Source organism: Pectobacterium parmentieri, from assembly GCF_001742145.1.
GTDB lineage: Bacteria > Pseudomonadota > Gammaproteobacteria > Enterobacterales > Enterobacteriaceae > Pectobacterium > Pectobacterium parmentieri.
Genome location: NZ_CP015749.1, coordinates 4,074,773 through 4,088,384 on the forward strand (window position 1 = coordinate 4,074,773; position 13,612 = coordinate 4,088,384).

At 52.2% G+C, this 13,612-nt stretch carries 13 protein-coding genes; 5 read left to right on the top strand and 8 right to left on the bottom strand.

Going from position 1 to position 13,612, the window contains the following annotated elements:
- Positions 1 to 72 precede the first annotated feature (72 nt).
- Positions 73 to 1,575 (top strand): MFS transporter, encoded by a 1,503-nt coding sequence (locus A8F97_RS18450; RefSeq protein ID WP_033072518.1) that lies wholly within the window; start codon positions 73 to 75, stop codon positions 1,573 to 1,575.
- Between the two features lie 93 nt (positions 1,576 to 1,668).
- Here A8F97_RS18450 and A8F97_RS18455 read toward each other — a convergent pair whose 3' ends face one another.
- From A8F97_RS18455 to A8F97_RS18465, 3 genes are read right to left on the bottom strand one after another with little or no spacing between them, the layout of a single operon-like run.
- The gene (locus tag A8F97_RS18455; RefSeq protein ID WP_014702178.1) at positions 1,669 to 2,328 is read right to left on the bottom strand and encodes a DUF799 domain-containing protein; all 660 of its coding nucleotides are present in this window, start codon (positions 2,326 to 2,328) and stop codon (positions 1,669 to 1,671) included.
- Entirely contained in the window at positions 2,325 to 2,684 is a 360-nt protein-coding gene (locus A8F97_RS18460; RefSeq protein WP_014702177.1) for a DUF4810 domain-containing protein, read from the bottom strand. The genes A8F97_RS18455 and A8F97_RS18460 overlap by 4 nt, the downstream gene beginning before the upstream one ends.
- Before the next feature lie 18 nt (positions 2,685 to 2,702).
- Entirely contained in the window at positions 2,703 to 3,374 is a 672-nt protein-coding gene (locus tag A8F97_RS18465; RefSeq protein ID WP_014702176.1) for a CsgG/HfaB family protein, read from the bottom strand.
- A gap of 427 nt (positions 3,375 to 3,801) precedes the next feature.
- Here A8F97_RS18465 and aegA point away from each other — a divergent pair, with 427 nt between their 5' ends.
- The 3 genes from aegA to A8F97_RS18480 all read left to right on the top strand — a co-directional run bounded on the left by aegA (position 3,802) and on the right by A8F97_RS18480 (position 7,262).
- Positions 3,802 to 5,826 carry a formate-dependent uric acid utilization protein AegA gene (aegA, locus tag A8F97_RS18470; protein ID WP_033072398.1) on the top strand — a complete coding sequence of 675 codons (2,025 nt, stop codon included), beginning with the start codon at positions 3,802 to 3,804 and terminating at the stop codon, positions 5,824 to 5,826.
- Positions 5,823 to 6,332, top strand: a complete 510-nt coding sequence (locus A8F97_RS18475) for a 4Fe-4S binding protein (protein WP_005976632.1) — start codon at positions 5,823 to 5,825, stop codon at positions 6,330 to 6,332. The genes aegA and A8F97_RS18475 overlap by 4 nt, the downstream gene beginning before the upstream one ends.
- Positions 6,333 to 6,518: 186 nt before the next feature.
- On the top strand, positions 6,519 to 7,262 hold the full coding sequence (locus A8F97_RS18480) for a 4'-phosphopantetheinyl transferase family protein (RefSeq protein ID WP_014702173.1): 744 nt from the start codon (positions 6,519 to 6,521) through the stop codon (positions 7,260 to 7,262).
- 55 nt (positions 7,263 to 7,317) lie between these two features.
- Here the strand turns inward: A8F97_RS18480 and A8F97_RS18485 are convergent, their stop codons facing one another.
- Positions 7,318 to 8,655, bottom strand: a complete 1,338-nt coding sequence (locus A8F97_RS18485; RefSeq protein WP_015731592.1) for an NCS2 family permease — start codon at positions 8,653 to 8,655, stop codon at positions 7,318 to 7,320.
- Positions 8,656 to 9,009: 354 nt separating this feature from the next.
- On the opposite strand from A8F97_RS18485, the gene yieH reads away from it, so the two are divergent.
- The gene (gene yieH, locus A8F97_RS18490) at positions 9,010 to 9,675 is read left to right on the top strand and encodes a 6-phosphogluconate phosphatase (protein ID WP_033072399.1); all 666 of its coding nucleotides are present in this window, start codon (positions 9,010 to 9,012) and stop codon (positions 9,673 to 9,675) included.
- Positions 9,676 to 9,698: 23 nt separating this feature from the next.
- Here yieH and A8F97_RS18495 read toward each other — a convergent pair whose 3' ends face one another.
- The 4 genes from A8F97_RS18495 to A8F97_RS18510 form a co-directional block, all read right to left on the bottom strand.
- A complete protein-coding gene (locus A8F97_RS18495) occupies positions 9,699 to 10,427 on the bottom strand; it encodes an amino acid ABC transporter permease (RefSeq protein ID WP_033072400.1) in 729 nt (242 codons plus the stop codon).
- A 1-nt stretch (position 10,428) separates the two neighbouring features.
- Positions 10,429 to 11,172 carry an amino acid ABC transporter permease gene (locus A8F97_RS18500; RefSeq protein WP_014702169.1) on the bottom strand — a complete coding sequence of 248 codons (744 nt, stop codon included), beginning with the start codon at positions 11,170 to 11,172 and terminating at the stop codon, positions 10,429 to 10,431.
- 216 nt (positions 11,173 to 11,388) lie between these two features.
- A complete protein-coding gene (locus tag A8F97_RS18505) occupies positions 11,389 to 12,225 on the bottom strand; it encodes an ABC transporter substrate-binding protein (RefSeq protein WP_014702168.1) in 837 nt (278 codons plus the stop codon).
- Positions 12,226 to 12,352: 127 nt separating this feature from the next.
- Positions 12,353 to 13,537 (bottom strand): benzoate/H(+) symporter BenE family transporter, encoded by a 1,185-nt coding sequence (locus A8F97_RS18510; protein ID WP_033072401.1) that lies wholly within the window; start codon positions 13,535 to 13,537, stop codon positions 12,353 to 12,355.
- Positions 13,538 to 13,612 lie beyond the last annotated feature (75 nt).

Genomic DNA, 13,612 nt, shown 5'->3' on the forward strand with positions numbered 1-13,612 from the left:
AAAAGGGTAGTCCTATATCAGCGGAACGCTACCCTACCGATGAAAACGAAAATCGAAGATAGAGAACCCGCTATGCAATCACCCAAAAAGTGGCTGATTTTAGCCATTGTTTCCAGTGCCCTGTTCCTGATTGTTATCGACATGACAGTGCTGTACACCGCGCTCCCTACGCTAACCCATGACTTGCACGCCACCGCATCGGATAAGCTGTGGATTGTTAATATTTATGCACTGGTTGCCTCCGGTTTGCTGCTGGGCATGGGCACACTGGGCGATAAGCTAGGCCATAAGCCCTTATTTATCTCTGGTCTGGTTGTTTTTGGTACTGCGTCATTGCTGGCAGCTTATTCGCCCAGCCCCAGTATTCTTATCGCCGCTCGCGCGCTGCTGGCGGTCGGGGCAGCGATGATGATGCCTGCCACCCTCTCAATTATCCGTCTGACCTTCGCCGATGAACGGGAACGTGCGCTAGCGATTGGTATCTGGGCTGCGGTGGCATCCGGCGGAGCGGCGTTTGGTCCCGTGATGGGTGGGATACTGCTTGAGTACTTCTGGTGGGGATCGGTTTTCCTCATTAACGTGCCGGTCGTTCTGCTTGCGCTCATCATGGGGATCACCATGATTCCACACCGGCCGGGCAACGCCTCACACCGCTGGGACTTCATCGGTTCTCTATTAATCATGGTGGGTTTGATTGGTGTAACCTACGCCATAAAAGAACTGGGCAAGCGAGTTCCCTCCTATGAAGATGCACTGATCGCTCTGCTTATCGGCGTGGTGTTCATTACCCTATTCGTTCGACGTCAGCGTAACAGCACGCATCCTTTAGTGGATTTCTCTCTCTTCCGCCTGCGGCCTTTCAGCGCCGCTGTTGCCGCTGCCATCGTGGCGGCAGCCGCATTAATCGGAATGGAACTGGCTTTCACCCAGCGGTTACAGTTAGTCGTCGGGCTGTCCCCGCTGCAGGCTGGGTTGTTCATTTTACCGCTGTCGTTGGCCTCCTTTATCTCCGGCCCGTTAACCGGAAAGATCTTGCCGCACGTGAATAGCGGGAAAATACTGGCGGCAGGCCTGTTGATTTCGGGGCTGGGAATGGGAAGCTATCTGCTGCTACACAATGCAACTATTATTATACAAATCATCAGCTTGACGGTGATTGGTGCTGGCGTGGGGTCAACTATGACAGCCGCATCGAGCACTATTATGCAGGTTGCGCCTGCTGAAAAAGCGGGTATGGCGGCATCAATCGAAGAAGTGTCCTATGAATTGGGGGGCGCGACGGGGGTGACATTGATGGGCAGTTTGCTGTCTTTTGCTTACTCCGCGACGTTTATGCTACCCACTGAGTTTTCTGTACCGGACACCGCCTATGACAGCCTGGATGAAGCATTAATTTTTGCCGAATCCTTACCAGAAAATATGCAGCGAACGCTTATTACACAGGCACATACCGCTTTTGATTCTGGGTTTTCCGCCGTGCTGGCAGTCGCCACGCTGATCCTGTTGCTAACCTCTGCCTTCGTCTGGACAACGCGTCATCATAAACAGCAGCGTAATCAGGCCGCTGATGCATAGCATCACAGGCTTATCATAAAAACGCCGTTCAATAACGAACGGCGTTGATGATGCATCTACGTACTCGAATTTAGCGATATACCACAAATTAACTCAGTAGGCTTCTTTACCGTATTGCAGTGAACGAGGTCCGTACAGCATACCGCGCGAACGACCCGCAGCCAGCAGGCGTGCGCTAGTCACACCTGCAATATCATGGCCTTTGTCGGAGATCGTGTCCGCAATTTGACTCACCGCAGCCTGCACCAGAATACCGATGATGCCACCGTTAGAATTTGACTGCTGCTCGTTGCTGGAAGCCGTTGCGCTTCCGCTCCACAGCAGTTTGCCGGTACGCAGATCAACCAGACGTGCATCCGCAGAAACACGGGTTTCGCTATTAATCACGATGTACGACGTGCCGTACTCTTTCACGTCCAAATACAGCGCAGCATCAGCGCCAAAGATTTGGTGCAGCTTTGCCGTGCTCAGCGCATGGATGTCCGACGCGGTAGACAAACCATTCTGTTTGAACGTTTCATCCACTACCGCAACAGGCAATACATAATAGCCCGATTCTGCCAGCGGGTAGGTGACCTGTGAAAGCAGGCTGTAGCTTGCTTTCACATCAGGAGAATGGTTAACCGGCGGCAAGACCAGAATAGACTTAGGCTTGCTCTGCTTAAATGACGTGTAGTCATAAGGCACGGGTTTAGCACAGCCAGTCAGCACCAGCGCAAAAACCAGACCACATAATCCTAAGAAACGATTCATTTAATATTCCCTTTATTTTTACTCAGCAGGAAGTCCATGAAAGGTGCTGATTCAGGGAATTTCGCTTTTTCAGTTTCAAACTGTTGGCGAGCTTCACTATCACGGCCAGTATTGGCGTACAGCAACCCAAGTTGAGCATAGAGCCCCGGCGGGACAGGTTTGTTTGCGGCTTTCGCTTTCTCGATTGATTCATTCAGAGCAAGGATCTGTTGTTCTGGACCAACTTTATCTTGTTGATAATAATCATAAAGCGCAGGCTGATAGTTGTCCCAACTGTAAATCGTTTTCGGCGCGGACGCGCAGCCAGCCAGTACCGTCGCTGCCAATAGCAGGGTAACTTTCTTATGAGATAACATGGTTATATTCCTATTCCATTAGTTCGCTGGACGCCAGGCGCCGCTTTCAATTCCTGCAACCAAATTATTGACGGCTTCACGAATAGCCAAATCCAGAACTTTACCGTTCAGCGTCGAGTCATAGCTGGCCGTACCGCCGAAACCGATAATTTCACGGTTGGACAACGTATACTCGCCCGCACCCTGTACGGAATACACGACTTCAGACGTTTGTACGTTCACCACATTCAACGTGGTTTTTGCGTAAGCAACCTGTGTTTTACCGCGACCAAGGATGCCCCACAACTGATGGTCACCCACTTCTTTACGGCCAAACTCGGTCACATCGCCGGTAACAACATAGGTAGCGCCTTTCAGCGTCTGCGTTTGCCCTTTAATACCCGCCTCTGCTTTCAGCTCTTCCATATTGGTGCGATCCAATACGTTAAAGCGGCCACTCTGCTGAAGATGGCTAACAAGAATGGTCTTGGATTGATTACCTAAGCGGTCAACACCATCAGAAAAAATACCGTTCATGTAGTTAGAACGGTTTTCAAATTTTCCGACGGAAATCGGGCTGCGAACGCCCTGATAAGGCGTACTGTAAGAAGTCACTTTTTGTGCTTCTACGGTACGGGAAGACTCTGTGGCACATCCGCTCAATAGCGCAACCGACATGAATACAGAACATAGAACGACCTTTTTATTCATAACACTATCCCTTAGTGACAATTCATTAACCCTGAGAAAAATCATGTCATTGATTAATAATGAAAATACCGTAAAGATATTATTTATCTTCAACACTGTTTTGCTGCATTTAAATGATGCCAAACATTATGAAGGGCCTAAGTAAAAGTAACGAGTTATTTCATGGGAAAATGAACAAAAGTAATGAAAATCAGAATTTTTACCCAAGATAAATCACAATAAACCAGATAAAAAACAAGGTTATATGCAACTATGCCATTACTTTCACCTAACATTGCAACTTACTGAAACGATTCAATATTTCCATTAATAACCTAGGTGATATTTAACATTAACCGACTTTTTACCTGCTCTATATCAAGGTCGACGTGTTATCCAGCTATTAGGATAAAGGCCACGATCGAGGGATCAAGGGTGGGAAAAGGTAATGAACCGATTTGTTATTGCCAGTACTCAAGACTGTATGGGATGTCATGCATGTGAAATCGCCTGTGTGATTTCACACAATGACGAGCGCTATCCAGATAGCACCACGGTATTTCAGCCCAGAATCAAGGCATTCAATACGCCAAAACTGCGGGCCGCCGTGACATGCCGCCACTGTGAAGATGCCCCCTGTGCAGGCGTATGCCCAACACAGGCCTTGATCAGAAAAGACAATAGCATTCAGCTCGTTCAGGAAAAGTGCATCGGCTGCAAAAGCTGTGTACTGGCTTGCCCGTTCGGCGCGATGTCGATGGTGACAAACCCGATGAACAACAGCACCATCGCGCATAAATGCGATCTCTGCGCCGACCGCCCAGAAGGGCAAGCGTGTGTGGAAGCTTGCCCAACGCAAGCATTGCAGTTAGTCAGTGAACAAACGTTAGCAACCCGCCGCCAAGAGAAACAGCAGGTGATGGCACAACGTTCCGCCGCACACTGGCAGCGTGAAACGCCCGTGGTGAAAACACTGACGCTCAATCCACTCAGTAAAAGGAAAAACTGGCCGCGCCGGGATGCGGAGAAAAAGCCGCTGGCGCAGAGAACCACCACGTTTGATGAAATCTATCATGGCTTCTCCGTACAGCAGACGGAAGATCAGGCTGACCGCTGTCTTTCCTGCGGTAAACGCGCCATCTGCGAATGGACCTGCCCGCTGCATAACAATATTCCCGAATTGCTGAGTCTGGCAAAGCAAGGCCGCATTCTTGAAGCCGTAGAGCTCTCACACCAAACCAGCAGCCTGCCGGAAATCTGCGGTCGGGTATGCCCGCAGGATCGGCTATGTGAAGGGGCCTGTACGCTGGGCAAAGAATATGGCGCGATTACCATCGGCAACGTTGAACGCTACATTACCGACACCGCGATGAAGATGGGCTGGTCACCCGATATGACGCATGTTGTTCCCAGCGGAAAGCGCGCCGCGATCGTTGGAGCTGGCCCGGCAGGGTTAGCCTGTGCCGATGTGTTGGCACGTAATGGCGTGCAGGCCGTCGTGTTCGATCGTCACCCGGAAATTGGTGGCCTGCTCACGTTCGGGATCCCGTCGTTCAAACTGGACAAAGACGTCCTGATCCATCGCCGTGAAGTGTTCAGCGCCATGGGAATCGACTTCCAGTTGAATACCGAAGTGGGGAAAGACATTTCTCTGGCCCAGCTTCTGGACGACTATGACACTGTTTTCCTCGGCGTGGGCACCTACCGCTCCATGAAAGCCAACATTGATAATGAAAATGCCCCCGGCGTTTTTGATGCGCTTCCCTTCTTGATCGCCAATACCAAACACGTCATGGGGTTACCTGAATTAGACGATGAGCCCTATATCTCGATGGCGGGCAAACGCGTCGTGGTGCTCGGCGGTGGAGATACTGCAATGGACTGCCTGCGCACATCCGTTCGGCAAGGTGCGATATCCGTAACCTGCGCCTATCGCCGTGATGAAGCCAACATGCCCGGCTCGAAAAAAGAGGTTAAAAACTCCCGCGAAGAAGGCGTGGAATTCATGTTTAACGTTCAGCCACAGAAAATCTGCCTCAATGAACAGGGCGAGGTGTGCGGTATTAGTCTGGTTCGAACCGAGCTGGGCGAGCCTGATGCCAGCGGCCGTCGTCGTCCGCGCCCGATTCCTGGTTCGGAATTCGTTCAGCCTGCAGAAGCCGTGATAACCGCATTTGGTTTTCAATCACACAGTATGCCGTGGCTGGAAGAGGCTGACGTCGATCTGGATAATTGGGGATACATCACTGCCCCGCTCGATAGTCAGATACCTTGCCAAACCAATCATCCGCGTATTTTTGCGGGTGGTGATGCCGTGCGCGGTGCCGATCTGGTGGTTACCGCTATTGCTGATGGGCGGAAAGCCGCATTGGGGATGATTGCAACGATGGGGCTGACCGCCGTCACGGGTGCTCTTCCCGCACACCCGCAGCGCCACGAGATAAACGCAGTACGCGAGGAGGTCCGCACATGAATCAATTTGTTATCGCCGAAGCAGAAAAATGTATCGGTTGCCGGACTTGTGAGATCGCCTGCGCGGTCGCGCATAGCGGTGGCCAAAGTGCACAACTGCGGCCATCTCACTTCTTTCCCCGTCTGAAAGTGATTAAAAGCGCCAGCGTCAGCGTACCTGTTCTGTGCCGCCAGTGTGAGAACGCCCCCTGTGCCAGCGTGTGTCCAAATGACGCGCTGGTGCGCGATCGGGATAGCATTCAGGTTATTCAGTCCCGCTGCATCGGCTGCAAAAGCTGTGTCGTCGCCTGTCCCTTCGGTGCCATCAATGTGGTAACGAAAGCCTCAAATGACGAGAGTACGCAAAGTGAAGTCCACAAATGCGACTTATGCGTCGATGTAGCCCCAAGCCCTTCCTGCGTCAGCGTGTGCCCAACGTCGGCGCTTCGGTTAGTGACTGCGGATGAGCTACGTAAGCAGACGCTGGAAAAACAGCAGCGTTCCGCATTGGGGTGGCCGAACCATTAAACAAACGGGAATATGACGGACAGAGAGGGACGCCACAAAACACTGATGCAGAAAATTCGCGGAGCCTAATTGATAATTATCGCCGATTTATCCATCGATTTTTCTTTAGTTCACATATTAGTCTGATAATATGCATTGGTAATACCTGATAGGTTCCCATCTTTTATCACGATCACGGAGTGAACAATGACCTGCCATTTTGTCAGGTGGACAAGCACGGAAGCGCTTCCTGACTTACAAAGACTGCCTGATAGGCTCATCTCATCGACACAAGGTTTTTCAACCAAACGCCGCGAGCGTTATCTGAAAAGTCGAGCGCTGCTGGCTGAGATGATGTTCTATTTTTTCGGTTATCCGCTGTTGCCCACGCTGCTGGTGTCCCCTGAAGGACGCCCCTATTTCGCCGATCCTAATCTGCCCAATTTCAGCATCGGCTATGCAGGTAATACGATCGCTATCCTCCTGAGCGAAGAGGGAAGCGTCGGTATGGATATCGAAATCGTTCACGTTAGGCCAACGAACCAGACCGTTCCGCAGATGCAAGCACAGACGCAGGCTGAACAGGCGTGGATTGACGCTCAGCGCGACCCCCTGGAAGCGGCAACGCAATTATGCACCATCCGCCAGTCGCTGGTAAAAATGCCTGGCGCAAACAGCCATCTTCCCCATAACCTCAAACTTCACCCCGCTTCCGGCAGGCTACGTTCAACCTACACGCCAGCCGTAGAAGTGATGAGCGATGTTGATGATTATCTTGCATGGGCCTGCGCCCATATTCCCACGCTTAACCGACTCGTCATGTGGAAATACACATCGGCATCGGGCATGAAAAAGTCGGGGGAAATCCTACAGCAGCAGCGCCAGTCTGTACGCTATATGAAATTAACCAGCCATACGATAGAAAAAGTCACCTCTACCGCATCACAGTAACCAACCGCGTTACTGCTGGCTGAGGCTCCGGGGAAACCCCGGAGCCACGAACGGATTAATGCGCGTCGATAAACACGATTTTCAGCAGGAATAACAGCGCAACTACCACGACACAAGGGCTGATTTCACGCCACCGGCCTGTCGCCAGCTTCATCACACAGTAAGAAATGAAACCCAGCGCGATCCCTTCGGTAATCGAGAAGCTGAACGGCATCATCACCGCGGTAATAAAAGCCGGAACAGCTTCGGTCAGATCGTCCCACTTCACGCGTGCCAGGCTGGACGTCATCAATACACCCACGTAAATCAGCGCGCCAGCCGCCGCATAGGCAGGCACCATACCCGCCAACGGTGACAGGAAGATCACCAGCAGGAACAGCAGACCCACGACGACGGCAGTCAGGCCGGTACGCCCTCCCACGGATACACCCGAAGAGCTTTCAATATACGCCGTGACGGATGATGTCCCGATAAACGAACCCGCCACAGAACTGATGCTATCGACATACAGCGCCTGCTTCATACGCGGGAATTTACCACGAGCATCCACCAGACCGGCTTTGTCCGTCACACCGATCAGCGTGCCGGAGGAGTCAAACAGGTTCACCAGCATGAAGGAGAAAATAATGCCGGACATCCCAAGGTTCAGCGCTCCCGCCAGATCAACCTGACCAACCACCGACGTTACACTCGGCGGCAGTGAGAACACGCCGGAAAAAGTCACATCGCCCAGCAGCAGGCCAATTGAGGTGGTCACGACGATGGAAATCAGCACCGCAGCGTGAATATTACGTGAAGCCAGCGCCACAATAATGAAAAAGCCCAAGGCACCCAACAGCACGCTGTGTGAGGTCAAGTCACCAATCGTCACCAGCGTGGCTGGGCTGGGAACGATAATGCCGGCGTTTTTCAGGCCCATCATGGCAATGAACAGCCCGATACCGCTGGCGATCCCCAAACGTAGGCTAAGCGGGATATTGGCGATCATCCAGTAACGAATCTGAAAGAGCGTCAACAACAGGAAACCGATTGCGCCCCAGAAAATAGCACCCATCGCCACTTGCCATGGCAGCCCCATCGCCCCTACGACAACAAAAGCGAAAAATGCATTCAGCCCCATAGCAGGAGCCAACGCCACAGGCAGGTTAGCCAGCAACCCCATTAAAATACTGCCAAATGCGGCAATCAAACAGGTGGTCACAAAGACCGCTTTGGTGTCCATCCCCGCAGCACCCAGAATCTGCGGGTTAACAAAAACGATGTAAACCATCGTCAAAAACGTCGTGAAACCAGCAATCGTTTCCGTACGTGCTGTCGTGCCATGTTGTTTCAGTTTAAACACGCGCTCCAGCAGGCCCTGCTCAGTAGCAGAACCGGGTTGTGATTTATTCATTAGTACCAATCCAAAGAAGGGAATAACTGTCGTCGGGTATCCTATAACAAAATTCTACCTTTTTACGTTGATCCCACGTTTTTTTTCATCGAATAAGAAGAACCTATTAACCCCATGGCTATTACGCCGAAATCCCTCGCTTGAAACCCCTTAATTTTCTGCAAGATCGCCGTGAAAATGGCTTTATGGGTCGCAATATTGAGTCAATTGGTTAAAGTAAGGAACGTCTTCTCATTCTGATCGTTTAAGAACCGAGATATCGGGGCGACCACGGTGCGAGGTGTCCCTACGGGAACCTCATCACCGTGTTTCCCCTAAAGCTATACTTAACTATTTCATCGATAAGGATTAGTCATGCCCCGTATTGAATGCGTCTTCTTCGACTGTGATGGCACACTGGTTGATAGCGAAGTGCTGTGTTGCCAGGCTTATGTGAATATCTTCATCCCGTATGGGGTGAACTTATCTCTGGAGGAGGTGATAAAAACCTACAAGGGCGTGAAGCTGTACGAAATTATTGCCCGCATCAGCCAACAGTATGGCTTAACCGTATCGGTGGAAGACGCGGAGCGTCATTTCCGGCAAGAGGTGAAGCGTCTGTTCGATGAGTCCCTGCAACCCATCGAGGGTGCGCGTGAATTAGTGCAATCCATCACTGTCCCCATGGCCGTGGTTTCTAACGGCCCAGTCAGTAAGATGCAGCATTCGCTCGGCCTGACGCACATGCTCGATCTGTTTGGCGACCATCTTTACAGCGGCTACGATCTGAAAAAATGGAAACCCGACCCAGCGGTGCTGTATCACGCCGCCGAGCAGTTACAGCTTCCTATTGAACACTGCATTCTGGTTGAAGATTCCGCCGCGGGAGCACAGGCGGGCATCGCTGCGGGCATTCCCGTGTTCTATTACTGTGCCGACCCACACAACCAGCCGATCCATCACCCACTGGTCACCATGTTCGACGACATGCGCGAACTGCCGCAGATCTGGCGTGAAAAAGGCTGGAATATCATGGCATAGTAGCGAACCACAGAAAGCCAGCGTCAGGCTGGCTTATTCCGCCACCACAGCAAACGACGCTTCGGCTGTTTTTGCTGCTGGTTAAAACGGGCGTTAACCCGGTTAGCCAGCAACTCCAGCGACAGGCAAAAAACAAAGTAGACCAGCGCGACAAAAAGGAAAACTTCCATCGGGTAGACCATGCTGCGGTTATTGACCTGCGTAGCAAGAAACGTCAGCTCGCCAACCCCGACAATGTAGGCCAATGACGTGTCTTTAATCAGGGAGATCCATTGATTAATGAAGGAAGGCACCATCATCCGCAGTGCCTGCGGCAGGACGATCTGCCACAACACCTGCCAACGGCTCAGCCCCAACGATAACCCAGCCTGCCACTGGCCGCGCCCAATCGCGACAATACCGGCTTTCACGCCATGTGCCAGATACGCCGAAGCAATCAGCGCCAGCGCACAGACCACAGTAGTGATTTCAGGAATGCCGACGCCAAAAACGATCGGCAGCAGGAAGTACGTCCAGAAAATCAGCATGATGACGGGGATCGCCCGGAAGAACCCTAGCACCATCGCCAACAGTGCGCTCCATACGCCTCGCGACATCGCCAGCGCCACGCCCAAAATCGTGCCTAGTACGGCAGATGCTACACCCGCCAGCAGGCTCATCACCAGCGTCAGCGCCGCGCCACCCAGTGGACCATCCGGGAATGAGCCCCACATCAAATAGTCGATATTATCGGTGATAACGGTAAAATCCATCTCAGTGCCTCTCCGCCAGACCACGCTGCTGACGCCACATGCCCCAGCCTTCCATCACGGCAATAATCACGATGTACAACACCGTCGCCACGCCAAACGCCTGAAACGTGCGCAAGGTTTCCGTCTCCACCTGACGCGAGGCGTAGGACAATTCAGCGACACCGATCGCCATCGTTAGTGATGAGTTTTTGACAATATTCATGTACTGCCCAAGCAGCGGCGGCAGGGCAATTTTTAGCGCCTGCGGCAGCACCACGTAGCGCATGGATTGCCAGCCCGTTAACCCCAGAGCCTGCGCGGCATACTTCTGCCCGTGCGCCACGCCGCGAATACCGGAGCGGATCTCCTCTGCAATGAACGCGCTAGAGTAGAGCGTCAGCCCTGCCAATCCGGCCAAAAATTCAAAAGAAGGCCACGCTAATGTCATGCCCAATAGTGAAATAGCATGAGGGGCGTTTAGCCATTGCATCATCTCTGAGGGGAAAAGCTGTCCGGCACCGAAATACCAGAAAAACAACTGCACCAGCAGCGGCGTATTACGAAATAGCGAGCTATATGCCACGACAACGCCACGCAACACATGAATCTGGCTATCTCTGGCCGCCGCCAGCAGAAAACCCGACACCGTAGACAGCACGACCGTACCAAGGGAAAGGCCCAGCGTGATCAGGAAACCGTGCCACAGCCAGGTGAGGTATTGAGGAGCCAACAGCCACGACTCAAGCGATTGCAGCGCCGTATCCATGCGTTTTATCTCTCTTTGTCATAAATAATATATACCCTAAATAATTCGAGTTTCAGGAAGGCGGCAAGGGAAGGAATCCCGATGAGCTTACTCAGGTAAGTGATTCGGGTGAGTGAACGCAGCCAACGCACATGCAACTTGAAGTATGACGGGTATAAATAAAAATGCCCCCTGCAATGCAGAGGGCTAGGATCATAGCACTGAACACGTTAGCTATCAGGATTTAGGTTGCTGATCCAACGGAGCAAAGGTGAAGTCACCGCGCGGTTGAGATGATTTCGTGCTCGGCCCAAACCAGCGATCGTAGATTGTCTTCGCTTCGCCCTGTTTTTCCAGGTTAATCAGCGTGTCGTTAATTTTCGCTGTCAGGCGCTCTTCACCCTTCGGAATACCAACGCCCTGATACTCTTTGGTAATACTGAACGGAGATATTTCAAATTCGGCCTTCTGTGCATCAGGCACGTTAGCCAACAGGCCGACCAGCTTGGCATCATCCTGCGTGATAGCCTGAACATTGCCGTTACGCAATGCGGCAAAGGCCAGTGGCGTATCGTCGTAGGAAATTACTTTGGCGGTTGGGTAATGTTCACGCAGGGTAATTTCCTGCACGGTGCCCTTATCCGCACCGATGCGCAGCGTTTTGATGTCGTCCGGCGTTTTCAACACGCCTTTACGGGCGATGAATTTTTGTCCGGTCGCAAAGTAAGGAAGACTAAAGTTAACCTGCTTGGCGCGCTCATCGGTAATAGTGAAATTCGCGGCAATCAGATCGACTTTCTGCGAGCTTAACAGGGGAATACGGTTAGCAGGATTGGTCGCACGCAGTTCAACCTTCACGCCCAGCGCTTTACCAATCGCCTCGGCGATATCCACGTCATAACCCACCAACTTTTTACTCTGTGGATCGACATAGCCAAACGGTGGATTACTGTCGAAGACGGCAATTTTCACCACGCCGGCCTTCTGAATATCATCCAGTTTGTCTGCCTGTGCAGCACCAGAAACGGAAGCCAGCCCGGCCAACAAAGCCACTGTCAAAATCTGCTTTTTCATTCCCTGCCCCTTAATTATTACTGTATGAACAGCAGGCTATCAGTAGGATGAAAACGCAGGAAATAACATAAAAAGCTATAATATAACCTTATGTTACTTCGGTATTCTGGCAGATTATCCTGACGATTCAGCGAACCTTGTCAGCGTATGCTGACAGAATAAACCAAGTCATCATCCCCCCAATCAGCCCCCAAAATGCCGCACCAATGCCCCACAGCGTTAATCCAGAAGCGGTGATCAGGAAAGTGACGACCGCTGCATCGCGCTGTTTTTCATCCAGCAAGGCGCGGTACAGGCTACCCGAAATGGTGCTGAGCAGCGCTAAACCGGCAATAGCGTGGATCAGCGGCTGCGGCAGTGCGGTAAAAAGTTGCCCGATCGATCCACCGAAAACACCCGCCAGTAGATAAAATCCGCCCGCTGCGACGGCGGCAAGATAGCGTTTCTTCGGATCGGGATGTACATCCGCCCCCATACAGATCGCGGCGGTAATCGCAGCAATACACACGGAAAAACCGCCGAACGGCGTCAATATCAACGCGATTAATGCCGTAACGGTAATCAGCGGCGACACGGGAACCTGATAGCCCGCGGCTTTAAGCGTGGCAACACCCGGTGCGTTCTGCGACGCCATGGTGACGATGAAAAACGGAATACCGACGCCCAGCAGAGACGCCCACGAAAAATGCGGCGTAATAAATTCCGGCACGGCAAATACCAGCGGAGAATCAGCAACCGCAATTTGTCCACGCCATAACGCCAGCAGCAGGCCAGCAAGCAGCGTTAACACAATAGCAAAGCGGGGCAGCAGCCGACGGCTGAGCAAATACGTCACGCACATCGCAAAAGCGAGCCAGAAATCCTGTTGCAGGGAAAGAAACGCATCCGCACCAAAACGTAGCAGGATCCCCGCCAACATCGCAGCAGAAATGGCTTGTGGAATGACATTCATCAGGCGGGCAAACAGACCGGTAATCCCGCAGATAAAGATAAGCGCAGCGGCAAACAGGAACACGCCGATCGCCTCATTGAGCGACGTACCCGGCAGGCTGGTGACCAGCAGCGCCGCCCCCGGCGTTGACCACGCCGCCAGTATCGGTGCGCGGTAATACAGCGATAGACTAATGGAAGCCAGCCCTTGGGCAATACCCAACATGCTTAACCAACCACCAATTTGTACCGCACTGGCACCCGCCGCTTCCGCCGCCTGAAAAATAATGGCGGCCGAACTGGTGTACCCCACCAGCACGGCAACAAAACCGGCGATAAAGGTCGAAAACGTGACATCTTTTAGCGCAAATGACACTGGCATGGTATAGCATTCCACTCTTATCGTGCGCTATAACGCACAGAAAGCGTTAACATAGCAGTGTGCGCTATAACGCAC